This window comes from Stenotrophomonas lacuserhaii (assembly GCF_039674585.1).
In the GTDB taxonomy this organism is placed as follows: Bacteria; Pseudomonadota; Gammaproteobacteria; order Xanthomonadales; family Xanthomonadaceae; genus Stenotrophomonas; species Stenotrophomonas pennii_A.
The window spans coordinates 1-24,368 of record NZ_JBDJNU010000032.1 but is presented as its reverse complement, the minus strand read 5'-3'; the positions used below and the strand labels follow the sequence as shown (position 1 = coordinate 24,368).

The 24,368-nt window shown below is 68.5% G+C and carries 19 protein-coding genes; 9 read left to right on the top strand and 10 right to left on the bottom strand.

The genetic code is table 11. The annotated features are described in order from the left end of the window. Window positions 1-11: 11 nt before the first annotated feature. The 3 genes from ABE522_RS12695 to ABE522_RS12685 are packed head-to-tail and all read right to left on the bottom strand — an operon-like array spanning window position 12 to window position 1,814. Window positions 12-587 carry a YceI family protein gene (locus ABE522_RS12695; RefSeq protein WP_346592000.1) on the bottom strand — a complete coding sequence of 192 codons (576 nt, stop codon included), beginning with the start codon at window positions 585-587 and terminating at the stop codon, window positions 12-14. A 4-nt stretch (window positions 588-591) separates the two neighbouring features. After that, entirely contained in the window at window positions 592-1,161 is a 570-nt protein-coding gene (locus tag ABE522_RS12690) for a cytochrome b (protein ID WP_346591999.1), read from the bottom strand. Further along, complete coding sequence (locus tag ABE522_RS12685) at window positions 1,158-1,814, bottom strand: YceI family protein (RefSeq protein WP_406846353.1); 657 nt, start codon at window positions 1,812-1,814, stop codon at window positions 1,158-1,160. Before ABE522_RS12685 ends, ABE522_RS12690 begins: the two co-directional genes overlap by 4 nt. Window positions 1,815-2,021: 207 nt before the next feature. Between ABE522_RS12685 and ABE522_RS12680 the strand changes: the two genes are divergently transcribed. Beyond that, on the top strand, window positions 2,022-5,570 hold the full coding sequence (locus tag ABE522_RS12680) for a hybrid sensor histidine kinase/response regulator (RefSeq protein ID WP_406846352.1): 3,549 nt from the start codon (window positions 2,022-2,024) through the stop codon (window positions 5,568-5,570). Between the two features lie 156 nt (window positions 5,571-5,726). After that, window positions 5,727-9,263, top strand: coding sequence for a sensor histidine kinase (locus ABE522_RS12675; RefSeq protein ID WP_346591998.1), 3,537 nt, complete (start codon window positions 5,727-5,729; stop codon window positions 9,261-9,263). Window positions 9,264-9,305: 42 nt separating this feature from the next. Here the strand turns inward: ABE522_RS12675 and mdtD are convergent, their stop codons facing one another. The 5 genes from mdtD to ABE522_RS12650 all read right to left on the bottom strand — a co-directional run bounded on the left by mdtD (window position 9,306) and on the right by ABE522_RS12650 (window position 13,904). Next, window positions 9,306-10,703, bottom strand: a complete 1,398-nt coding sequence (mdtD, locus tag ABE522_RS12670; RefSeq protein ID WP_346591997.1) for a multidrug transporter subunit MdtD — start codon at window positions 10,701-10,703, stop codon at window positions 9,306-9,308. Between the two features lie 95 nt (window positions 10,704-10,798). Continuing rightward, the gene (hemE, locus tag ABE522_RS12665; protein WP_346591996.1) at window positions 10,799-11,872 is read right to left on the bottom strand and encodes a uroporphyrinogen decarboxylase; all 1,074 of its coding nucleotides are present in this window, start codon (window positions 11,870-11,872) and stop codon (window positions 10,799-10,801) included. A 49-nt stretch (window positions 11,873-11,921) separates the two neighbouring features. Beyond that, entirely contained in the window at window positions 11,922-12,164 is a 243-nt protein-coding gene (locus ABE522_RS12660; protein WP_346591995.1) for a WGR domain-containing protein, read from the bottom strand. Window positions 12,165-12,252: 88 nt separating this feature from the next. Beyond that, window positions 12,253-13,365, bottom strand: coding sequence for a 3-dehydroquinate synthase (gene aroB, locus ABE522_RS12655; RefSeq protein ID WP_346591994.1), 1,113 nt, complete (start codon window positions 13,363-13,365; stop codon window positions 12,253-12,255). Continuing rightward, window positions 13,362-13,904, bottom strand: a complete 543-nt coding sequence (locus ABE522_RS12650) for a shikimate kinase (RefSeq protein WP_346591993.1) — start codon at window positions 13,902-13,904, stop codon at window positions 13,362-13,364. Before ABE522_RS12650 ends, aroB begins: the two co-directional genes overlap by 4 nt. A gap of 96 nt (window positions 13,905-14,000) precedes the next feature. Between ABE522_RS12650 and ABE522_RS12645 the strand changes: the two genes are divergently transcribed. Next, a complete protein-coding gene (locus ABE522_RS12645; protein WP_057508723.1) occupies window positions 14,001-14,204 on the top strand; it encodes a dodecin family protein in 204 nt (67 codons plus the stop codon). 33 nt (window positions 14,205-14,237) lie between these two features. Here ABE522_RS12645 and ABE522_RS12640 read toward each other — a convergent pair whose 3' ends face one another. Next, on the bottom strand, window positions 14,238-15,065 hold the full coding sequence (locus tag ABE522_RS12640) for a kinase (protein ID WP_346591992.1): 828 nt from the start codon (window positions 15,063-15,065) through the stop codon (window positions 14,238-14,240). Between the two features lie 39 nt (window positions 15,066-15,104). Here ABE522_RS12640 and pdxH point away from each other — a divergent pair, with 39 nt between their 5' ends. Both pdxH and ABE522_RS12630 read left to right on the top strand, forming a co-directional pair. Next, window positions 15,105-15,704: a pyridoxamine 5'-phosphate oxidase gene (gene pdxH / locus ABE522_RS12635; protein ID WP_346591991.1), complete on the top strand. Its 600-nt coding sequence runs from the start codon at window positions 15,105-15,107 to the stop codon at window positions 15,702-15,704. A 135-nt stretch (window positions 15,705-15,839) separates the two neighbouring features. Further along, a complete protein-coding gene (locus ABE522_RS12630) occupies window positions 15,840-16,307 on the top strand; it encodes a DoxX family protein (RefSeq protein ID WP_346591990.1) in 468 nt (155 codons plus the stop codon). 159 nt (window positions 16,308-16,466) lie between these two features. Here the strand turns inward: ABE522_RS12630 and prpR are convergent, their stop codons facing one another. Beyond that, on the bottom strand, window positions 16,467-18,056 hold the full coding sequence (gene prpR / locus ABE522_RS12625; RefSeq protein ID WP_346591989.1) for a propionate catabolism operon regulatory protein PrpR: 1,590 nt from the start codon (window positions 18,054-18,056) through the stop codon (window positions 16,467-16,469). Window positions 18,057-18,209: 153 nt separating this feature from the next. On the opposite strand from prpR, the gene prpB reads away from it, so the two are divergent. The 4 genes from prpB (at window position 18,210) to prpF (ending at window position 24,274) form a co-directional block, all read left to right on the top strand. Beyond that, complete coding sequence (gene prpB, locus ABE522_RS12620; RefSeq protein WP_346591988.1) at window positions 18,210-19,100, top strand: methylisocitrate lyase; 891 nt, start codon at window positions 18,210-18,212, stop codon at window positions 19,098-19,100. 30 nt (window positions 19,101-19,130) lie between these two features. After that, entirely contained in the window at window positions 19,131-20,288 is a 1,158-nt protein-coding gene (prpC, locus tag ABE522_RS12615) for a bifunctional 2-methylcitrate synthase/citrate synthase (RefSeq protein ID WP_312684137.1), read from the top strand. 149 nt (window positions 20,289-20,437) lie between these two features. Continuing rightward, window positions 20,438-23,053 carry a Fe/S-dependent 2-methylisocitrate dehydratase AcnD gene (acnD, locus tag ABE522_RS12610; RefSeq protein ID WP_346592013.1) on the top strand — a complete coding sequence of 872 codons (2,616 nt, stop codon included), beginning with the start codon at window positions 20,438-20,440 and terminating at the stop codon, window positions 23,051-23,053. Between the two features lie 36 nt (window positions 23,054-23,089). Then, window positions 23,090-24,274 carry a 2-methylaconitate cis-trans isomerase PrpF gene (prpF, locus tag ABE522_RS12605; protein WP_346591987.1) on the top strand — a complete coding sequence of 395 codons (1,185 nt, stop codon included), beginning with the start codon at window positions 23,090-23,092 and terminating at the stop codon, window positions 24,272-24,274. The last annotated feature ends 94 nt before the right edge of the window (window positions 24,275-24,368 follow it).

Genomic DNA, 24,368 nt, shown 5'->3' with positions numbered 1-24,368 from the left:
CACGGCGCGCCTTATTTCGCCTTGAAGGTCACCACGGTGCTGATCGCGGTTTCATCGGGGATCGTCTTGGTATCGGCCCAGTCGCCCCCGCCGACCCCGAAGTCCAGCCGCTTCACCGTGGCCTTGCCCTTCAGTACCGGCTGCGCGCCCGGTGTCCAGGTGAAGGTGAGGGTGACCGGCTTGGCGACGCCACGCAGTTCAAGCGTGCCATCGGCGGCGAACTGGTCATTGCCGAGTGCGCGGAAACCCTTCGCGGTGTAGCGCGCGGTGGCGAACGTGCCGACATCGAAAAAGTCCGCGCCCTGCAGCGTGGAGTCGCGATCGCTGTTGCCGCTGCGGGCGCCGGCCAAGGGAATCGCCACGTCCAGCGAGCCCGCGGCCGGATTGGCCGGATCGAAGCTGAGCTGGGTGGAGAAGCCGGGGAACGTGCCGGCGAAGACTTCGCCGTCGTACTTGGTGGCAAAGGCCAGGTTGGATCCCGGTGCGCCGGCGGCCTGCACGTAGTCGGCGGCCATGCCGGGTGAGGCCGCCAGCAGGCCGGCCAGCGCAGCGGCGACGGCGGAGGGAGTGCTCAGTTTGATGCTCATAGAATCAGTCCTTCTGGGAAGAGGCGAGCCAGCCGCGCGGCAGCATGCGCGCCAGGGTGGCATCGCGTTGGAAAAAGTGGTGGTAGAGCGCAGCACCGGCATGTGCCAGCACCACCGCGATCAACAGCCAGAAACCGTACTCATGGATGGCATGCGAGACGGCGACCGTCTGCGGATCCGGTGCCACCAGCTTGGGCACGTCGACCAGCCCGAACCAGCGGAACGGGCGCAGGCCGCTGGCCGAGTCGTAGATCCAGCCGGACAGCGGAATGGCGAACATCAGCACGTACAGCAACCCGTGCGTGGCACTGGCAATGCGTTCCTGCCAGCTCGGCGTGCCCGGCACCGCCGGGGGCGCACCGGCGTACGCGCGCCAGCCCAGCCGCAGCGCCACCAGCGCCAGCACCGTGATGCCCAGTGACTTGTGCGCGGTGTACACCCAGAAATACTTCGGCGTCTTCGGTAGTTCGCCCATGGTCAGTCCCACCACGCCAAGGGTCAGGATCAAGGCGGCGATCAGCCAGTGCAGGGCCTGGCTCACGCCCCCCCAGCGTTGCGCATTGGGACGGGTCATGGCGTGCTCCTGGCGGACGGTTCGGGCGGAACGGGGGACGCGGGCGAGGCGGCAGCGGGTTCTTCATCAGGGCCGCTGCGGTCACGCACCGCCTCCGCTTCGATGCGCAGCTGCACGCTGTCGCCGATCATGCTGGACCACGCGGTAAGCCCGAAGTCACGGCGGCTCAACGTAGTCGTCGCCGAAAAACCGGCGGTGCGGCGGAACGGCGGCAACGGATGCCGCTTGAGTGCGTTGAGCGCCACTTCCAGTACGACCTCGCGGGTGACGCCGCGCAGGGTCAGCTCACCGATGACGCGTGCGTGCGTGTCATCGACCGGTTCCACCCGGGTGGACACGAAGCGGGCTTCGGGGAAGCGTTCGCCATCCAGCAGGTTGCGCGCCAGCGTGGCCTGGTTCCACTTCGCATCGCCCAGGTCCAGGCGGGTGATCGGCACGCGCACGTCCAGCCGCGAGGCGGCCCAGTCCGACGGGTCGAAGTACAGTTCGCCCTCGCTGCCGGATACGGTGCCCAGTGCATGGGAGAAGCCGGCGTGTTCGATGGCGAACAGCACCCGTGTATGCACGGGGTCGAGCCGGTACATCGGCGTGGCCGCCTGGCCCAGGCAGGGCAGGGCGGACAGCAGCAAGGCGAGGGTGAGGCGTTGCAGCACGCGGCGGGCTCCTGCAGGGGGACGTGACGATCATACGCACGCCGCCGGCTTCGCGAGCAGCCACATGGCTGCAACAGTTCATGGTGGTGGTGCCCCTTGCCTGTCAGGACGTGTCGGCAACGACCGCAGCAGCCTCGGCCTGGACGGACGACTCGTCAAGGCTGTGTGACAATCGCCAGCATCCAAGGGGGAGCGATGGCCAGGCACATGCATCACGGACGGGCATTGGGGTGGCTGCTGGCGCTGGCCGGCACCATGCTGGCAGGGCTGTTCGCGTGCGAGGCACGGGCCGCCACGCAGGACGCCGCCGAAACGCCCCGGCTGCGCCGCCTGGGCACCGCCGAGGGCCTGCCTTCGCGCATGGTGACCGCGCTGGCGCAGGATCGCCAGGGCTACCTGTGGGCCGCCACCGATGGTGGACTGGCGCGGTACGACGGCGTCTCCCTGCACAGTTGGCGGCATGACCCGCAGGTGGAGGGCAGCCTGCCCGGCAATGAAATCGAAACAATGCTGGTGGACGCGCAGGACCGGCTTTGGCTGGGCATCAATGGCGTGGGCCTGGTGCGCATGGGGCCCGCCCGTGATGCCTTCGAAACCATCAACGACCTCAACGAAACCTGCCAGGGACAGTTCTGGACACTGGCTGATCACGCCAACGCATTATGGATAGGCACCAGTGCGTATGGACTGTGCCGACGCGACGAAGCCGGCAAGGTGCAGGTGTTCCGTCATGACCCGGGCAACCCGCGCAGCATCCCCAGCGATACGATCTATTCCAGCCTGGTGGATGATCGCGGACGCTTGTGGATCGGCACCGAACAGGGCGTCGCGCGCTGGGACGGAACCGGTTTCGAACGGATCGGCGTGGCCGCTCTGGGCGCAGCGGCGGTGCTGCGGCTGAGCCGCGATGCCGGCGGTCGTGTCTGGGTGGGTACCCAGGCCGAGGGCATGTTCGGCATCGATGCCGACGACCGGGTCTATCGTCCGCAGTGGTCGCAAGGGCAGACGCTGCGCTCCTCGATGGTGCTGCATGATCGCCAGGGCGGCTACTGGGTCGGCGGTTCGGAGGGTCTGCTGCGTGGCGATGAGCAGCAGCTGCGGCGACTCGAAGGCGACCGCGGCAGTGGCTTCCTGACCGCGCACAGCGGTGTGCTGGACCTGCTGCAGGATCACGAAGGCGGCATCTGGATCGCGCTGCTGACCCAGGGGCTGGCCTACCTGCCGCCGGACTGGAAGCGGTTTTCGACGTGGTACCAGCTGGATGGCAAGCCACTGGACAGCCAGTACCTGCTCAGCGTCGCCAGTGATGGCACCGACTTCTACGTCGGGGCGGCGCATGGCGTGTACCGGCTGGATGGGAAAGGCACCCTGTCGTTGCTGGTCAGCGATGAAACCATCGGCAGCGGCGCCATCTGGTCGCTGCTTCCGCGCGCCGATGGCAGCATATGGCTGGGGCGCGCCGGGCGCATCACGGTGTACGATCCACGCCGCCGCACCCATCGTGACTGGCTGATCCACGGTGGCGCGGACCTGCGCCAACGCATCGACCTGATGCGCGCCGCCCCGGATGGAACGGTGTGGCTGTCGGTGATGAACCACGGGCTGCAGCAGCGTGCCGGCGATGGACGCCTGCTGCAGGAGGTGCTTGCCGGAGAGCTGCCGGGCCATAGTGAAGCGCCGGTTGAACAGATCCGCTTCGACGCCCGTGGCCGGCCGTGGATCGTCGGCGACAGGGGCGTGCTGCGCTTCCAGGACGACACCTTCATGGCCGTGCCTGGGGTGTCACGCGGCCCGATCTTCGACATCGCCTGGATATCCACCACCGGGGTGTGGCTGGCCCGCCAGGGCGCCTTTGAGCGCTATGACTGGGATGGCCTCAGCCTGACCCTGCGCGAGCAGGTCGCCGCAGCCGAAGGCGTGCCACCGGTTTCAATCGGCGGGCTGGTGCCGGGCGCGGATGGCCAGCTGTGGGCCACCAGCCCGCGTGGCCTTCTGCGCTGGAACCCGCAGACCCGGCAAGTGCGGCTGTACAGCGAACGCGATGGGCTGCCGGATGCCGAGTTCACTGGTCGTCCGCCCGCGCAGGATGCGGCGGGGCGGGTACTGGCCGTGGCGCAGACCGGCCTGGTGGGATTCGACCCCGGCGCGCGGGATGCCGCGCTGGCGCCATCGCAGCTGGTGCTCGGCGCGCTGCGGGTGCGCCGCGACGACGGCGAAGGCTGGCAGGCGCTGCCGCTGGGCGCCCCGGTGGTGCTCGGGCCGGATGATCGCGACCTGCAGATCAACGCACGCCTGTTGTCCTTTGCCAATCCACTGAGCAATGCCTATCGCTTCCGCGTGGAGGGCTATGACCTGAACTGGGTGCCCGCCGTGGACGGTGAACGCACGTTGTCGCGGCTGCCGGCAGGCGACTACGGCATCGAAGTCCAGGCCCGCCGTGCCGGTGGCGAGTGGACCCTTGCCCCGGACCTGCGCGTGCAGGTGTTGCCGCCATGGTGGCGCAGCGGCATCGCGCTGCTGACCTATGCGATAAGCGGCGTGCTGCTGCTGGCGGCGTTGGCCTGGTACGTGCGGGTGCGATTGCGTCGTCGCCAGCAATGGCAGCTGAGCCTGCACAAGCAGCACCTTGCCGAGCAGGCATCGCAGGCGAAAAGCCACTTCCTGGCCACCCTGGGCCATGAAGTGCGCACCCCGATGACCGGCGTGCTGGGCATGAGCGAGCTGTTGCTGGATTCGTCGCTGGACGAGCAGCAACGCGGCTACGCCGGGGCCATCCACCAGGCCGGCACCCACCTGTTGCGGCTGGTCAACGATGCGCTGGACCTTGCGCGCATCGAGGCCGGACGGCTGGAACTGGACATCCGGCCATTCCACCTCGGCGCGCTGCTGGACGAAGTACAGGGATTGATGGAGCCGCTGGCGCGGCAACGCGGGCTCGACTTCCAGCGCCGCGTCGGCATGCCCGGCTACGTGTCGGCCAGCGGCGACGAAATGCGCGTGCGGCAGATCCTGATGAACCTGTTGGGCAACGCCATCAAGTTCACCGAACGCGGCGGCGTGCGCCTGGAAGCGCACCCCTGCGAAGGGGGAGTCGGGCTCGCCTTCGAGGTGATCGACACCGGTCCGGGCATCAGTACGGAGCAGCAGGCGCGGCTGTTCGAGCGCTTCGAACAGGCCGAGGGGCCCCGCACCGCGTCGCGCTTCGGTGGCTCCGGGCTGGGCCTGGCGATCTGCCAGGAACTCGCCGTGGCAATGGGCGGGCGCATCGGCGTGCAGAGCCGTCCAGGCCACGGCGCGTGCTTCCGCGTGGAACTGCCGCTGCCGTGGCAGCAGGAGGAAGCCCCCCCGGCGCCCGGCCCCCATCCCCTGTCACTGGAGCTGCCCGGTCTGGCGATCCTGCTGGTGGAGGATGATCCGACCGTGGCCCGGGTCATCACTGGCCTGCTGTCGGCGCGTGGGCACCGTGTGGTCCATGTGCTGCACGGGCTGGCCGCGTTGGCGGAGGTGACCACCGCCTGCTTCGATGTCGGCTTGCTCGATCTCGACCTGCCCGCCCTGGACGGCCTGGCCCTGGCGCGGCAGCTGCGTGCCCTGGCGCATGACTTCCCGCTGGTGGCGGTGACCGCCCGTTCGGATGCCTATGCGGAAGCGGACGTGCTGGCAGCGGGATTCGACGGATTCCTGCGCAAGCCGGTGACCGGCGACATGCTGGTGGAAGCCATCGCGCGGGCGCGGCAGCGTCGGCCGTCGTCGTGAAAACCGCAAAGGCCGCAGATCACCCGTGGCGCCCCCTGCGCGAAGCGGCGGGCTTCGGTTTACCATGCCGGGACGGCGATATGCTGTCGCATCCACCGCTGCGTTGAACGCGCGGTCTGGCAGGTGAGGGACGGCAATGCGGAGATGGCAAGGGTGATGGGGCGGGGTACGGCAATCGCGTTGCTGCTGTCGGGATGGCTGCTGCTGGTACCCGCGCGCGCGCCGGCGCAGCCGGTTCCGCCCACGCCGCGGCAGCTCACCGTGTTCGATGGGCTGCCTTCCAACACCGTCAACCGGATGGCCGAAGATCGCCTGGGCTACCTGTGGATCGCCACCAACGACGGGCTGGCGCGGTTCGATGGCCGCAGCTATCGCATCTGGCGCGCCGAAGATGGCCTGCGTGACAACCGGATCTGGACAGTACTGGCCGACGCGCGCAACCAGCTGTGGATCGGTACGGAAAACGCCGGGCTGGTGCGGCTGTCGGCGGACCGTCGGCAGATGCGCTTCTATGACCGGGCCAGCCAGCCCCTGCTGGCCAGCAACACGGTCTGGAGTGTCGCTTCCACCCCTGATGGTGCGATCTGGTTCGGCACCTACGAGGGCGGCCTGTACCGCCTGGATGCGCAGGAGCGGCTGCAGCGGTTCCTGCCCGAGCCGGGCAACCCGCGCAGTCTGCCGTCCAGCAGCGTACCGTTCCTGGCCACGCTGCCGGACGGCACGCTGTGGGTCGGTACCAAGCGGGGCCTGGCGCGCTGGACCGGTACCGGTTTCGAGCGCGTGCCGGACGCCCTGCCCGCCGATACGGTGATCAACGGCATGACCGCAGACGCCGATGGCAGCCTGTGGATCAACACGCTCGGCAGTGTGATCGTGCGGCGTGCCGACGGACGTTTCGAACCCGCGCCCTGGCCGGTCCCCCGCAACGACCAGGTACTTGGGGTGATGCTGCATGACGAGCAGGGGGGCTACTGGCTGGACACCCGCTCCGGACTTGGACGTGGCGTTGATGGCCACTACCAGCAGGTGCCGCTCTACAGCGCGCTGGCCCGCGGCCGGGTACGCCCGAACTGGAGCGGCGCCTTCCAGGATCGCGAAGGCGGCGTCTGGCTGGCCAGCACCAATGCCGGCCTGTGGCATCTGCTGCCGCGCTGGTGGCAGTTTTCGGTGCTGGCACGGCTGGAAGACGAGCCTTCCTCACTGCGCAATGCCTTCGTGCTGGGCACGGCGGCGGCCCGCGACGGGGGCGTGTGGACGGTCGGTGGCCATGGCGCACTGGACAAGCTGGACCCGGTGACCGGAAAGGTGCAGCAGCACCTGACCTGGGTCAACGGCAACCACTGGTTGATGTCGGTGGCCGAGGATGCCCGCGGGCGGGTCTGGATCGGCTCGATGGACGCCCTGCAGCGCTACGACCCGACCACTCGCCAGTTGCAGCGCTGGGGCAGGGACGCGGGCACGGATGCGGTGATGGAGGGCAACGTCCAGGACATCGCCGTGTGCGCCGACCAGGTCTGGACGATGTCGCCTTCCGGTGTGCAGGCGCGCGACCTGGACGGACACCTGCTGCACGATGTACCGCTCGGGCAGGGAGGACTGCAGTCGGGACAGCTTGCCACCAGTCTGGAATGCGGACCGCGCGGCCGACCGTGGCTGACCAGCAGTGCCGGCGTGCAGGAGTGGGATGCGCAGGGCGCGCGTTTCGTCCAGGTCGATGGCGGCCCGTCGGGCGCGGTGCATGCCATGGTGCTGGCGGCCGACGACCAGGTGTGGCTGTCCCAGGACGGACGCCTGGTCCAGCATCGGTGGAACGGCAATGCCCTGCAGCGGCACCGGGCGATCGGCGCGGTGCAGGGCTATCCGGCGCTGGCGGCGAACGGGCTGGCGGTCGACGCCGGCGGCATCGTCTGGGCCAGCAGCCCGCGCGGCATGCTGCGGGTGGACCCGCGCACGCCGAGCGTGCGCCTGTACGGCGTGCACGACGGCCTGCCCAGCCAGGAGTTCCGCGAGAACACGCTGATCGCTGCCGCCGGTGGACAGTTGCTGGCAGGCACGCCGGCCGGGCTGGTGGTGTTCGATCCGCTGAAGGTAGGGCCGCCCACGCGCCAGGCCCCCCTGGTGATCGAGCGGGTCGAGGTGAGTCGCGGCGACAAGGTGGTCGAGCTGACCCACGACGCGGCCGTGACCATTGAAGATGGCGACCGTGACCTGCACATCGTCGCCCGTCTGCTTTCCTTCAGCGACGCGGCTTCCAATGTCTATCGCTTCCGGTTGGCCGGCTACGACCCGGACTGGGTGGACGGCGGGGCCGGCGGTGAGCGGGTGTTCTCGGCGCTGCCGCCGGGCCGTTACGCACTGGAAGTGCAGGCGCGCTCTGCCGACCACGTCTGGTCGCGGGTGCAGACGCTTGAATTCCAGGTGCTGCCACCGTGGTGGCGCAGCGTCACCGGCGTGCTGGTGCTGGCGGCGGCATCGCTCCTGCTGCTCAGTGGGTTTGCATGGCTGTACAGGCGGCGCCTGCACCGCCGGCACGACTACCAGATGGCCGTGCACAAACAGGAAGTGGCCGAGCAGGCATCGGCGGCGAAGACCCGCTTCCTGGCCAACTTGGGACACGAGGTACGCACGCCGATGACCGGTGTGCTGGGCATGACCGAACTGCTGCTGTCATCGCCACTGGATACCCGCCAGCGCGGCCAGGCCGAATCGATCCGCAGCGCCGGCGAGCACTTGTTGCTGCTGGTCAACGATGCGCTGGACCTGGCGCGGATCGAGTCGGGCCGGTTGGAACTGCAGGCGCAGAGCATCGACCTGCATGCCCTGCTCGCCGAAGTGCAGGCGCTGACCGCGCCGCTGGCACGGCAGAAGGCGGTGCAGTTCACGTTGTACAACGAACTGGACCCGGGGCTTGCCGCTGAAGGGGATCCGCTGCGGGTGCGGCAGATCCTGCTGAACCTGCTGGGCAATGCGGTGAAGTTCACCCAGCGCGGCTCGATCACCCTGCTGGCGCGTGCCGGCAACGAAGCCAGCGGACTCTGCTTCGAGGTCACCGACACCGGGCCCGGCATCAGCCACGAGCTGCAGAAACGCCTGTTCCGGCGCTTCGAACAGGCCGAAGGTGCGCGTACCGCGGCACAGTACGGCGGCAGCGGCCTGGGGCTGGCGATCAGCCGCGAGCTGGCGCTGGCGATGGGCGGTGACATCACCGTGGAAAGCCAGTTGGGCCGTGGCACGTGCTTCCGCGTCGACCTGCCGTTGCCGCTGCACGCGCTGGACGCCAGCGCTGCGCCCGCCGCGGAGCTGCCAACGGCGCCGACGCTTCCGCTGCGCATCCTGCTGGTGGAAGACGATCCGACCGTTGCCGAAGTGGTCGGGGGGCTGCTGCGCGCGCGCGGGCACGAGGTGGTGCATGCCGAACACGCGTTGGCGGCCCTGCGCGAGATGGCCGGTGAACGTTTCGACATCGGCCTGCTCGACCTGGACCTGCCCGGCCTGAGTGGCTTCGACCTGGCCCTGCACCTGCGCAACCAGGGCCATGCGCTGCCCCTGCTGGCGGTGACCGCGCGCACCGATGCCGACCTGGCCGAGCGCGTCGCCGCCGCGGACATGCAGGGCTTCCTGCGCAAGCCGGTGACCGGGGACCTGTTGGCCGGGGCGATCGCGCGGGCGATGGCCCGGCAGGGCGATCCGTAGGGCCGACCTTGGTCGGCACCGCCATCCCACCGGCCTGCGGCGCTATTCGGCGACTTCCTCGATCTGCTTCGGGTCCGGGCCGGTATCGGGCAGCTGCCAGAAGATCAGCGTGGAGGTCAACGTGATCGCACCAACGCACACGAACGTGGCATGCAGGGCCGCGGTGGCGCCGTGGGTTTCCAGTGGTGCGAAGGCCGCCAGCAGGCTGCCGGCGGCAGCGGCGCCGAAGCCCGCCGCCAGCATCATCACCATCGACAGCAGGCTGTTGCCCGAACTGGCGAAACCCACGTCCAGGTCGCGCAGGGTCACGGTGTTCATGACGGTGAACTGCAGTGAATTGACCGCGCCGAACAGCGCCAGCTGCAGCAGTCGCCAGCCCAGCGGCTGGTCCGGCGACATCAGCGCGAAGCTGGCCATCGCCAGGCCCACCAGTACGGTATTGGCCATCAGCACGCGGCGGTAGCCGAAGCGTTCCACCAGCTTCACTGCCAGTCGCTTGGCGACCATGCCGGCGGCGGCAACCGGGATCATCATCAGGCCGGCATTCATCGGGCTCATGCCCATGCCGACCTGCAGCAGCAGCGGAATCAGCAGCGGCATGGCGCTGCTGCCGATACGCGAGAACAGGTTGCCGAGAATCCCGATGCGGTAGCTCGGCACGCGGAACAGGGCGAGCGAAAACAGGGGCGCGGTGGAGTTGGCGGCGTGCAGCCAGTAGCCGACCAGCGCGGCCAGTCCGGCCACGGTCATCAGCATCACCAGGGCATGCGGGGTGCCCATTCCGGAGATGCCGTCCAGCGCCAGCGACAGCACCACCATGCCGAAGGCCAGCATCAGGTAGCCGCGCAGGTCGAAGCGGCTGCGGTGCACCGCGTAATGGTCGGGCATGACCTTCATCGCCACCCCGTAGCCGATGATTCCGATCGGCAGGTTGATCAGGAACACCCAGTGCCAGGAGGCAACTTCGACCAGCCAGCCGCCCAGCGTGGGCCCGATCAGCGGTCCGATCAGCGCCGGGATGGCGATGAAGCTCATCGCCCGCAGGAAGTCCTCGCGCGGCACCGAACGCATCACCGCCAGCCGCCCGACCGGCAGCAGCATGGCCCCGCCGATACCCTGCAGCACGCGCGCGGCCACCAGCTGGTGCAGGCTCTGCGCCAGCGCGCAGGCCAGCGATCCGAGGGTGAACAGGATGATGGCGATCAGGAACGTGCGGCGGGTGCCGAAGCGGTCGGCGATCCACCCGGATGCCGGGATGAAGGTCGCCACCGCCAGCGCGTAGCTGAAGACTACCGACTGCATCTGCAGCGGGCTTTCGCCCAGGCTGCGCGCCATCGCCGGCAATGCCGTGTTGACGATGGTGGAGTCCAGCATCTGCATGAAGATCGCCAGCGACACCAGCCACAGCAGGGGACGGATGGAGGCGTAGCTTGCTGTCATCGGGCTTGGATCCGCACGACCGGGAGGCGACATCTTCACCCAACGGGGGTCATGGCGCGATCAACGCACGCCCTGCCGCCACGTCGGGAAAAGCGTCAGCGCGCGCTGAGCCGGTGCACGGCATCCACCAGCACCTGCACGCTGGCCGGATCCATGTCCGGCGACATGCCGTGGCCCAGGTTGAAGACATGGCCTTCGCGCGAACCGCCGTTGCCGGCCGCATAGGTATCCAGCACGCGGCCGGCCGCCGCGGTGATCGCCTCGGGGCTGGCATACAGCGTGGTCGGGTCCAGGTTGCCCTGCAGCGCGACCCGTCCGCCGGTGCGGCGCACGGCCTCGTCCAGGTCCAGCGTCCAGTCCAGGCCGAGCGCATCGGCGCCGGTGTGCGACAGCGCTTCAAGGTGCAGGCCGGTGCCCTTGCCGAACAGGATCAGCGGCGTGCGCTCGCTGCCCTGGCCGCGTTCCAGCCCGGCGGCGATCCGTTGCAGGTAGCGCAGCGAGAACTCGCGGTACATCGCCGGGGACAGCACGCCGCCCCAGGTATCGAACACCTGCAGCGCCTGCGCACCGGCCGCGCGCTGCGCGCCGAGGTAGGCGATCACCGCATCGGTCACCACCTCCAGCAGCCGGTGCAGTTCCTGCGGGTGGTTCAGCGCCATCGCCTTGATGCGTGCGAAATCCTTGCTGCCGCCGCCTTCCACCATGTAGCAGGCCAGCGTCCACGGGCTGCCGGAAAAACCGATCAGCGGCACCTGGCCATCCAGTTCGCGGCGGATCACCCGCACCGCGTCCATGACATAGCCCAGTTCCTGTTCCATGTCCGGCACCGCCAGCCGGGCGATGGCGGCGGTATCGCGGACCGGATGGCGGAACTTGGGGCCTTCGCCCTCGACGAAGTACAGCTCCAGGCCCATCGCATCGGGAATGGTCAGGATGTCGGAGAACAGGATCGCCGCGTCCAGCGGGAAGCGGCGCAGCGGCTGCAGGGTGACTTCGCAGGCGATCTCCGGATTCTTCGCCATGGCCAGGAAGCTGCCGGCCTTGGCGCGCGTTGCCCGGTATTCCGGCAGGTAACGGCCGGCCTGGCGCATCAGCCAGACGGGGGTGTGGTCCACCGGTTCACGGCGCAGGGCGCGCAGCAGGCGATCGTTGCGGAGGGGACTGGTCACGTAAGGGCGTTCCTTGTGCGGGTAGTGCGCGGTGCGGGAAAAGGGGCGATCAGATGCGGCTGCCGTCGAGGAGCGCGAAGCCGCGATGCAGTTCCGCATCGCGCGCTTTGTCGAAGGCCGCGCGGGCCTCGGCTTGTTCCAGGTACAGCTCGCGCCGAAGCTGTGACCGGCCACCGATGCGACCCGATTCGCGCAGCAGCTCCCAGCCACCGAACAGGTCCGGCAGCAGGGTCAGGCGCAGGAAGCGGGGCGCTTCGGTGCCGGTCGCAGGATGTTGCAGGAAGGCGTGCATGGCGCAAGTGTAGCGCCGCGCCACGCCCGGCGGCTCGCGCCGGGGGCGTTGCGCAGCCGCGGGTTCCGCGGCGTACAGGTCCGTCGGTTCAGCCGGCGGCCAGCACGGCCAGCACGGCGTCCTCCTGCACGTCGGCCACGACTTCAGCGTGTCCAATGCCACGCCACAGCACCAGCCGCAGGCGTCCGGCCACGTTTTTCTTGTCCAGCCGCATGCGTTCCAGCAGCGCCTGCGGCGTCAGGCCGGCGGGAAGGGCGACCGGCAGCTGCAGGGACTGCAGCAGCGCCACCAGGCGATCGGCATCGGCGGCCGGCGCGCGGCCCAGCGCGGTGGAAAGCCGCGCCGCCAGCACCATGCCGACCGCGACCGCTTCGCCATGGTTGAGCGCATCGCGGCCCGGGGCGGCGTAGCCCTGCTCGGTCTCGATCGCATGGCCGAAGGTGTGGCCGAGGTTGAGCAGGGCACGCTCGCCCTTTTCCAGCGGGTCACGCTCGACGATGGCGGCCTTGTGCGCGCAGCTGCGCGCGATGGCTTCGGCCAGCAGGGCATTGTCGCCGGCAGACAGATCCTGCGCGTGCTGCTGCAGCCAGTCGAAGAAGTCCGGATCGCCCAGCGCCCCGTACTTGACCACTTCGGCCAGGCCTGCGCGCAGTTCGCGCACCGGCAGGGTGGCCAGCACCCGGGTGTCGGCGATCACCGCGCGTGGCGGATGGAAGGCGCCGACCAGGTTCTTGCCCGCCGCGATGTCCACGGCGGTCTTGCCCCCCACCGACGAATCCACCATGGCCAACAGCGTGGTCGGCAGCTGCACGCAGTCCACCCCGCGCATCCAGCAGGCGGCGGCAAAGCCGGACAGGTCGCCGACCACGCCGCCGCCGAGGGCGAGCACGCAGGCATCGCGGGTGGCACCCAGCGCGGCCAGCGCGTCGATGGCCCGGCCGAATTCGGCCAGCGTCTTGGAGGCTTCGCCGGCAGGCAGCACGTGTTCGCCGATGAGCAGGTCCGGCCGCGCCTGCAGCAGCGCGGCGCGTACGCCGGCCAGGTACAGCGGGGCGACCTCGCTGTCGCTGACCAGCAGCACGTGGCGTCCGCGCACATGGCGGGCCAGGGCATGGCCGTCGGCCAGCTGGCCCGGGCCGATGGTGATCGAATACGGATGGTCGCCGCCGACGGCGACGTGCAGGGGGGGAGAGTCGGTCATGCGATGGGGTCCTGTCGCTGCCAGTGCGCGGCCAGCTTCACCACCAGGTGGGAAGTGGCTTCGGCCGCGGTATAGAGATCGGTATCCAGGGTGAGGTCGGCCAGCTGCCGGTACAGCGGATCACGGTGGTAGGCCAGGTCCTGCAGCACCTGTTCGCGGTCCGGTCGCTGCAGCAGCGGACGGCCTTTGTCACGCGCCAGGCGTTCCAGCTGCGCCGCCACGCTGACCCGCAGGTAGACCACATAGCCACGAGCGGCGATGGCCTCGCGGTTGCCGGCGTCCAGCACCGCGCCGCCGCCGGTGGACACCAGCTGGCCGTGGCCGGCGAGCACCTGCTGCAGGGCCTGGCGCTCGTGCTGGCGGAAGCCGGTTTCGCCGGCCAGTTCGAACAGGGTGGGAATGCTGGCGCCGGCGTTGTCGACGATCACCTGGTCCAGGTCGATGAAGTCCAGCGTGAACCGCTCGGCGAGGCGACGGCCGATGCAGGTTTTACCGGCGCCCATGGGGCCGATCAGGATCAGGTTCGGTGCGGGATTCATGCCCCGTGATGCTAACACCTCCGTGACGCTGCCTTACGCCCCTGCGCCCCAGCCTTGGGCCGCGCGGAGCTTCCCGCGTGCCACGGAGCAGCCACCATGTCGGTCGCCAAGGTCATCGAAATCAATGCCTCTTCCAAGACCAGTGTCGAGGATGCGGTACGCAGCGGGCTGAAGAAGGTGTCCGAAAGCGTGAAGAACATCCAGGGCGCCTGGATCAACGAAACCAAAGTGGTGACCAGTGGCAGTGGCGAGATCACCGAGTGGCGGGTCAACCTGAAGGTCACCTTCCTGGTCGAATAGGCCGCAGCGCGTCCCGTCACGCGCGCGTCCGGCTCAGTGGACCCGGATCACGCGGCGCTCGGCGTCCAGCGCGATCACCCGGTCGGCCAAGGTCGGCAGCGTGCGAAGTGCCTGCCGGCTGACCCGTTCGTAGTACTGGACGAAGCGCTCCAGCTGCGGGCGGGTCATCCCGCTGCGCCCGGGTTGGGCGGCCTGCAGGTGCTGTTCCTGCTGCCAGCGCCAGCGCGGCACCACCGCGAAATCCGGCGGCTGCAGGAACCACAGCCGGTCACAGCGCCGCCACAGCGGCGCGTAGTGTTCGGCCAGTGCCTGGTTGCACCAGCGCCGCCAGCGACCGTCGGGGTCGGCTTCGCGTTCCAGCGCGTTGAGCGGTTCCTGCAGTGCGTCGGCCGGCTGCGCCGGGGTACCCAGGAACCAGCCTTCGAACACCAGCAGGTCCAGCGGTGCATCCAGGGCCTGCCACTGTGCGGGGGGCAGCCGTTCATCGGCCAGTTTGTCGAAGCGTGGCAGCGAGGTGGGCGTGCGGGCGATCACCGCATCGAGCACGGCCTGCGCCAGTGGCAGGTCATGCGTGCCCGGCGGGCCGCGGGTGACCAGCAGCGGATGCACATCGCGCGCCAGCCGCTGGCGCTGGCTGCGGGTCAGGTAGACATCGTCCACCGACAACATCGCGGCACGCAGGCCACGTGCCTGTGCACGTGCCACCACCTGCGCGGCCAGCGTCGATTTGCCGCTGCCCTGCAGGCCGCTGATCGCCAATACCGGCACCTCCGCCCCGCTGGCCAGCGCGTCATCCAGCGCCTGTTCGGCCAGCGTGTCCGGGAATCCTTTCGTCGTGGTCGTGTACGCAGCTGCCTTCATGCCGCCACAATAGCCCAATCCCTGCAGGAATGAAGTGTCATGAGCGAGCTCTACACCGAAGCGTTGTCCACCTTCTCGGCGCTGTTCGACGAAGCCCGGCAGGGCAGCGAAATCGAGCCCAACGCGATGACCGTCGCGACTGCCGACGCGGGCGGACGCCCGTCCGCGCGCACGGTGCTGCTGAAGGCCTTCGATGACCGTGGCTTCGTTTTCTACACGCACCTGGACAGCCACAAGGGACGCGAGCTGCAGGCCAATCCGCAGGCGGCGTTGCTGTTCCTGTGGCGCAGCCTGCGCGAGGCCGGCATCCAGGTGCGCATCGAAGGGGCGGTGGAGCAGGTCGGTGATGCCGAGGCCGATGCGTACTTTGCATCGCGCCCGCGTTTGAGCCAGATCGGTGCATGGGCGTCGATCCAGTCCCGTACGCTGGATTCGCGCGAGGAATTCGATGCGCGCGTGGCCGCGGTGGAGGCGCGTTTCGATGGCCAGGACGTACCGCGCCCGGCGGGCTGGAGCGGCCTGCGGGTGGTGCCGGACCGCATCGAGTTCTGGTACGGCGCGCAGTTCCGCCTGCACGAGCGCTGGTGCTATGAGAAGGCCGACGATGGCCGCTGGAGCAAGCGCCTGCTGTACCCCTGAGGCACACGCTGTGCGTGCCATGACGTGATCTGCATGTCGCTGCGCCTTGCCGCTGGCCGCGGCCGGTGGCTGCTTCAGGTGTCGGCAGGGCGGGCCGTCGCAGCCTCGCTTTCTTTGCAGGAAAGGAGAGTCGGGATGGAGGTTCTGCGCCGGCTGTGGTCCGTTGCCCCGTTGCGTGTCGGGCGGGAGGCGTGGGTGATGCTGGCCGCCCGTGTGGTCGCAGGCGTGATGTTCAGCGTGTCCGGGTGGAACAAGCTGTTCACCGTGCCTGGCCGCGAACGCATGCTGGCGACGTTGCATGACGCGGGCATTCCGTGGCCGGGGCTGAGCGCCCCGATGCTGGGCGCGATCGAATGGGTGGCCGGCGCCCTGCTGGTGGTCGGCCTGCTCAGTCGTCCGTCAGCCGTGGTGCTTGCGGCCATCTGCGTGGTGGCCGCGCTCACCGATGGCATCGCACGCATCCCCGGCGGACTGGGCGTGCTGGATTGGCTGAGCTGGTTCTTCTACCTGACCGAGGTGCCCTTGGCCGTGCTGCTGCTGTGGCTGGCGCTGGCCGGAAGTGGGCGTTTCGCGCTTGACGCGCGCTGGGCTCCGCAGCGTTAGGACGCCGTGGGCGAGGGCCGTTGGTGGTCACGCCGCTGCGCTCGCCGAGCATGGCTCGGCGCTACCCTTGATCGCGGTAGTAGTGACGGCCGCTGGCCGTCAGCCTTGCCCCGGTGGGTGACGACCGTTGCTCGTCACTGCCCACAGATCAACAGCCCCTCACCCCAGCCCCGCTGCGCGCAGCCAGCGCCACAGCGTGGTGCGCGATATTCCCAGCGCCTGCGCCATGCCTTCGCGATCATTGCGGTGGGCCGCCAGCAGCTGCTGCAGCTGCGCGCTGGACGGGCGTCCCACAGCGGGTGGCAGCGCCGGTGAGGACGGCGCGGCGAGCGCCAGCTCCGGCGCCAGTGACCGCAACCGGGACGCATCGATGGGGCCTTCGGCGGGCTGCCAATGGATGCGCAGTCGGTCGACCAGGTTGCGCAGTTCGCGCACGTTGCCGGGCCACTGCGCTGCGCTCAACAGGGCCATGGCTTCATCGTCGAGCGGGGCATCGATGCCACGCAGTTGCTGGAAGAAGTGTTGCACCAGCGGGGCGACGTCGTCGCGTCGCGCGCGCAGCGGTGGCAACACGATGCGCAACGTCGCCAGCCGGTAGTACAGATCGCGGCGGAACTGACCGGCCTGGACGCGCTGTTCGAGCGACTGCAGGGTGGCGGCGACCACGCGCAGGTTGACCGGGGTGGGCTCGGTGGCGCCTACGCGCAGCACTTCGCGTTCTTCCAGCACGCGCAGCAGGCGGGTCTGCAGCGGCAGCGGAAGCTCGCCGATCTCATCCAGGAACAGCGTGCCGCCGTCGGAGGCTTCGACCAGCCCGACGCGGCCGCCGCGGCGTGCGCCGGTGAAGGCGCCATCGCTGTAACCGAACAGCTCTGATTCCAGCAGCGATTCACTGATCGCGCCGCAGTTCAGCGCGACGAAGCGGCCGCGTCGACCACTTTCAGCGTGAAGCTGGCGGGCCACCAGTTCCTTGCCGGTGCCGGTTTCGCCGCTGACCAGCACGGTGCTGTCATGCGGGGCGTACAGCGCGATGTGCTGGCGGACCTCGGCCATCACGCTGCTGTCGCCGAGCAGCGCGGTGCCCTGGCCGGCGCGGCTGCTGCGGCGTTGCCGGGCGGGCACGCGGCGGCTGCCCGAACGCGCCAGGGTGTGGGTCAGTTCCAACGCATGTTCGAAGGCCTGGCGGACCGAATCGGCCGAGTACAGCAGCACGCCCTGCAACCCGGCGGCTTCAGCGTGGTCGATGGCCATGCCGGTGCCGACGATCACTTCGATGCCGTTGGCGCGCAGGTCGGCGATGCAGTCGCGCGCGTCTTCGCGGGTGACGAAACGGCGATGCTCGATCTGCAGGCCGAAGCTGTCCTGGAAGCTGCCGAAGGTCGGCACGTCGCTGGCATGGGTGACCAGGCCGATGCGCGGGGCGATGCGGCGTGCGCGTGCCAGCGCTTCCATCAGGTCGAAGCCGTTGGCCTGGATCGGCACCAGCGGCACGTCCAGCCGGCTGCGCAGCCAGGCGGCATTGGAACCGCCGGCGATCACCACGTCGCAGTGTTCCTGGCGCAGCCGCTGGTTGATCACTGCCACGGCCTCTTCGAAGCCGAGGTTGATCTGCTCGATGCGGGCGCGGCGGTCGAACTCGGGGATGACATCGCCGAGCAGGCCGGTCAGCCGGGACACGCTGACCGTCCAGATCACCGGCTGGGCAGGATCGGTCTCGCCGAGGGTGTCGGGGGGGCGGGGCAGGTACATGGGGCGTCGCGGGTAGTCCGGTGTTTCATGATACACCCGTTTCAATGTTTCATATGTTTCATATCGGCGCCGTCCCATCTCAGGTGAATCAGTCACTTGCGGCTTGGCACGATCTTTGCGTTGTCCTACGGTGACCCCTGACAGGATGGCCGCATGACTGCTTCCCTCATTTCCGCCGGCGCCCGTTTCCGCGAGGCCCTGGCTGCTGAATCACCGCTGCAGGTGATCGGTGCGATCAACGCCAACCATGCGTTGCTGGCCAAGCGCGCCGGTTACCGCGCCATCTACCTGTCCGGCGGCGGCGTCGCGGCCGGTTCGCTGGGCCTGCCGGACCTGGGCATCAACACCCTGGAAGACGTGCTGATCGACGTGCGCCGCATCACCGACGTGTGCGACCTGCCGCTGATGGTGGACATCGATACCGGTTTCGGGCCGAGCGCCTTCAACATCGCGCGCACGGTGAAGTCGCTGATCAAGGCCGGCGCCGGCGCCTGCCATATCGAAGACCAGGTCGGTGCCAAGCGCTGCGGCCACCGCCCGGGCAAGGAGATCGTGTCGCAGGGCGAGATGGTGGACCGGGTCAAGGCCGCTGCCGATGCCAGGACCGATCCGGACTTCTTCCTGATCGCGCGCACCGATGCCATCCAGGTCGACGGCGTGGATGCGGCCATCGAGCGCGCCATCGCCTGCGTGGAGGCTGGCGCCGACGGTATCTTCGCCGAAGCCGCCTACGACCTGGACACTTACCGTCGCTTCGTCGATGCGGTGAAGGTTCCGGTGCTGGCCAACATCACCGAATTCGGCGCCACCCCGCTGTTCAGCCGTGACGAGCTGGCCTCGGCCGGCGTGGCGATCCAGCTGTTCCCGCTGTCGGCCTTCCGCGCCGCCAACAAGGCCGCCGAAAGCGTGTACGAAGCGGTGCGCCGCGATGGCCACCAGCGCAACGTGGTGGACGCCATGCAGACCCGCAACGAACTCTACGACCGCATTGGCTACCACGCCTTCGAGCAGCAGCTCGATGCGCTGTTCGCCGCCAGGAAGTAACCTGCTGCCACGATTTCCGGGAGGAAAACCATGAACGATACGACCGCCACCCCGACCTTCAAGCCGAAGAAGTCCGTCGCCCTGTCCGGCACTGCTGCCGGCAACACCGCGCTGTGCACCGTCGGCCGCAGTGGCAATGACCTGCATTACCGTGGCTACGACATCCTGGACCTGGCCACCACCAGCGAGTTCGAGGAAATCGCCCACCTGCTGGTGCACGGCAAGCTGCCGACCCGCGCCGAACTGGTGTCCTACAAGGCCAAGCTGAAGTCGCTGCGCGGCATCCCGGCCGCGGTCAAGGCCGCGCTGGAAGAGCTGCCGCCGTCGGCGCACCCGATGGACGTGATGCGCACCGGCGTGTCCGTGCTGGGCTGCGTTTCGCCGGAAAAGGACGACCACAACCATCCCGGCGCACGTGACATCGCCGACAAGCTGATGGCCTGCCTGGGCTCGATGCTGCTGTACTGGTACCACTGGAGCCACAACGGGCGCGCCATCGACGTGGAAACCGACGATGACTCCATCGGCGGCCATTTCCTGCACCTGCTGCACGGCGAAAAGCCGCAGGATTCGTGGGTCAAGGCGATGCATACCTCGCTGATCCTGTATGCCGAACACGAGTTCAACGCCTCGACCTTCGCCTGCCGCGTGATCGCCGGTACCGGCAGTGACATGTACAGCGCCATCGCCGGCGGCATCGGCGCGCTGCGCGGTCCCAAGCACGGCGGCGCCAACGAAGTGGCCTTCGAGGTGCAGAAGCGCTACGACAGCGCGGATGAAGCCGAGGCGGACATCAAGGCGCGCGTGGAGCGCAAGGAAGTGGTGATCGGCTTCGGCCACCCGGTGTATACCGTGTCCGATCCGCGCAACAAGGTGATCAAGGACGTGGCCCGCGAACTGTCCGAAGAGCAGTCGAGCATGAAGATGTACGACATCGCCGAGCGCCTGGAAACGGTGATGTGGGACATCAAGAAGATGTTCCCGAACCTGGACTGGTTCAGCGCGGTGAGCTACCACATGATGGGCGTTCCGACGGCGATGTTCACCCCGCTGTTCGTCATCGCGCGTACCTCCGGCTGGAGCGCGCACATCATCGAACAGCGCATCGATGGCAAGATCATCCGCCCCAGTGCCAATTACACCGGGCCGGAAGACCAGGCGTTCGTGCCGATCGACAAGCGCGCCTGATGCATGACCCGGCACCCTCGTGCAGGGTGCCGTGCGGAGCGGGACGGTGATGCCGTCCCGGTTCCGTCGTGGCCTCGCACCGCCGTCCCTGCCGGTGACGCGACGCCCGGCCCGCCATAGTCCAAGAGCCAGCCATGACCAGCCCCCTGATGAACGAGTCGTACCGCAAGAACCTGCCCGGCACCGCGCTGGACTATTTCGATACCCGCGAGGCGGTCGATGCGATCCAGCCCGGTGCCTACGCCACGCTGCCGTATACCTCGCGCGTGCTGGCGGAAAACCTGGTGCGCCGCTGTGACCCGGCTGTACTGGAAGCCTCGCTGCGGCAGCTGATCGAGCGCCGCCAGGACCTTGATTTCCCCTGGTTCCCGGCCCGCGTGGTCTGCCATGACATCCTTGGCCAGACCGCGCTGGTGGACCTGGCCGGCCTGCGCGATGCCATCGCCGATGCCGGCGGCGACCCGGCGCAGATCAACCCGGTGGTGCCGACCCAGCTGATCGTCGACCATTCACTGGCGGTGGAGCATCCCGGCTTCGACAAGGCCGCCTTCGAGCGCAACCGCGCCGTGGAAGACCGTCGCAACGAAGACCGGTTCCACTTCATCAACTGGACCCGCAAGGCGTTCAAGAACGTGGACGTGATTCCGCCGGGCAACGGGATCATGCACCAGATCAACCTGGAGAAGATGTCGCCGGTGGTGCAGGTGCGCGATGGCGTGGCTTTCCCGGATACCTGCGTGGGTACCGACAGCCACACCCCGCATGTGGACGCGCTGGGCGTGATCGCCATCGGCGTCGGTGGCCTGGAAGCAGAGAGCGTGATGCTCGGTCGTGCCTCCTGGATGCGCCTGCCCGACATCATCGGGGTGGAGCTCACCGGTCGCCCGCAGCCGGGCATCACGTGCACCGACATCGTGCTGGCGCTGACCGAGTTCCTGCGTGCGGCGCGGGTGGTCGGCGCGTGGATCGAGTTCTTCGGCGAAGGCGCCAGCGCGTTGAGCATCGGCGACCGCGCCACGATTTCCAACATGACGCCGGAGTTCGGCGCCACCGCGGCGATGTTCTCCATCGACCAGCAGACCCTGGACTACCTGCGCCTGACCGGCCGCGAGGAAGCGCAGGTGCAGCTGGTGGAAACCTATGCCAAGGCCGCCGGCCTGTGGGCCGATGACCTGGCCCAGGTGCAGTACGAGCGCGTGCTCCAGTTCGACCTGTCCAGCGTGGTGCGCAACATGGCCGGCCCGTCCAACCCGCACAAGCGCGTGGCTACCAGTGAACTGGCCGCGCGCGGCATTGCCGATGAAGGCAAGCTGGCCTCCGGCAAGCTCGAACAGGCCGATGGGCTGATGCCGGATGGCGCGGTGATCATCGCCGCCATCACCAGCTGCACCAATACCAGCAACCCGCGCAACGTGATCGGTGCGGCGCTGCTGGCGCGCAATGCCAACCGCGCCGGGCTGACCCGCAAGCCGTGGGTCAAGAGTTCACTGGCGCCGGGCTCCAAGGCGGTGCAGCTGTACCTGGAAGAGGCCGGCCTGCTGGGCGAGCTGGAGCAGCTGGGCTTCGGCATCGTCGGCTTTGCGTGCACCACCTGCAACGGCATGAGCGGCGCGCTGGACCCGGTGATCCAACAGGAGATCATCGACCGTGACCTGTATGCCACGGCGGTGCTGTCGGGCAACCGCAATTTCGATGGCCGCATCCACCCGTATGCCAAGCAGGCATTCCTGGCATCGCCGGCGCTGGTGGTGGCCTATGCGATCGCCGGCACCGTGCGTTTCGATATCGAAAAGGACGCGCTGGGCGTCGATGCGCAGGGCAACCTGATCACCCTGAAGGACCTGTGGCCGAGCGACGAAGAGATCGATGCGGTGGTCAAGGCCAGCGTGAAGCCGGAACAGTTCCGCAAGGTCTACGACCCGATGTTCACCTTCAAGGTGGAGCATGGCGCGCCGATCAGTCCGTTGTACGCATGGCGTCCGCAGAGCACCTACATCCGCCGCCCGCCGTACTGGGAGGGCGCGCTGGCCGGTGCCCGCAACCTCAGCGGCATGCGTCCGCTGGCCGTGCTGGGCGACAACATCACCACCGACCATCTGTCGCCGTCCAATGCGATCCTGGCCAGCAGCGCCGCCGGTGAGTACCTGGCGAAGATGGGCCTGCCGGAAGAGGACTTCAATTCCTACGCGACGCACCGGGGTGACCACCTCACCGCGCAGCGTGCCACGTTCGCCAACCCCAAGCTGATCAATGAAATGGCCGTGGTCGACGGGGCGGTGAAGCAGGGCTCGCTGGCCCGCGTGGAACCGGAAGGCCAGGTGATGCGCATGTGGGAGGCGATCGAAACCTACATGCTGCGTCGGCAGCCGCTGATCATCATCGCCGGCGCCGACTACGGGCAGGGCAGTTCGCGTGACTGGGCGGCCAAGGGCGTGCGCCTGGCGGGCGTGGAAGCGATCGCGGCCGAAGGCTTCGAACGCATCCATCGCACCAACCTGATCGGCATGGGCGTGCTGCCGCTGGAGTTCAAGCCGGGCGTGACCCGCCTGACGCTGGGCATCGACGGCACCGAGACCTTCGACGTGACCGGTGCACGGCTGCCGCGTGCGGAGCTGACCCTGGTCATCCACCGCCGCGACGGCAGCCAGCTGATGGTGCCGGTGACCTGCCGCCTGGATACCGCCGAAGAGGTGTCCATCTACGAGGCCGGCGGCGTGCTGCAGCGCTTCGCGCAGGATTTCCTGGAGGCATCGCAGGGTGCATGACGACCTCGCCGACCCTCTTCCTGCTGGATTGACCCCATGACCTTTCTTCCACAGCTCCGCATTCCTGCCACCTACCTGCGTGGTGGTACCAGCAAGGGTGTGTTCTTCCGCCTGCAGGATCTTCCGCTCGCCGCGCAGGTTCCCGGTCCGGCGCGCGATGCGCTGTTGATGCGGGTGATCGGCTCGCCCGATCCGTATGCCAAGCACACCGACGGCATGGGCGGGGCGACCTCCAGCACCAGCAAGTGCGTGATCATTTCGGCGGCCTCGGTGCCGGACCACGACGTGGACTACCTGTACGGCCAGGTGTCGATCGATACCGCCTTCGTCGACTGGAGCGGCAACTGCGGCAACCTGAGCACGGCGGTCGGCCCGTTCGCCATCAGCAACGGCTTCATCGACCCGGCACGGGTGCCGCGCGATGGGCTGTGCACCGTGCGCATCTGGCAGGCCAACATCGGCAAGACCATCATCGCCCACGTGCCGATGCGCGATGGCCAGGTACAGGAAATGGGCGATTTCGAGCTGGACGGGGTGACCTTCCCGGCAGCGGAAATCCAGCTGGAATTCCTCGATCCATCCGACGACCAGGACGGCGGGGCGATGTTCCCGACCGGCAACCTGGTCGATGCGCTTGAGGTGCCGGGCGTGGGCACCTTCAAGGTGACCCTGATCACCGCCGGCATCCCCACCATCTTCCTCAACGCCGCCGACCTGGGCTACACCGGCACCGAGCTGCAGCCGGCCATCAATGAAGACCGCGCCGCGCTGGAGCGCTTCGAAGCGATCCGCGCGCATGGCGCGGTGCGCATGGGGCTGATCGAGCGCATCGAGCAGGCCGCCACCCGCCAGCACACGCCGAAGGTGGCGTTCGTGGCCCCGGCGCAGGACTTTGTTTCGTCCAGTGGCAAGGCGATAGCCGCCGCGTCGATCGACCTGCATGCGCGCGCGTTGTCGATGGGCAAGCTGCATCACGCGATGATGGGCACCGCCGCGGTCGCCATCGGCACCGCCGCCGCGATCCCGGGCACGCTGGTGAACCTGGCGGCGGGCGGCGGCGCACGCACGTCCGTCGTGTTCGGTCATCCTTCGGGCACGTTGCGGGTAGGGGCCGAGGCGGCGCTTGTGGACGGGCAATGGGCCGTGACCAAGGCGATCATGAGCCGCAGCGCCCGGGTGCTGATGGAAGGCACCGTACGCGTTCCCGCCGATACCCTTTGACCCGGATGCCTCGTGGGGGTTGGCCCGTGGGGGGAGCCGCCGCAAGGGGGCAAAAAAGGTAAAACCACGAGAAGGACCCCCCCCAAATAACCAC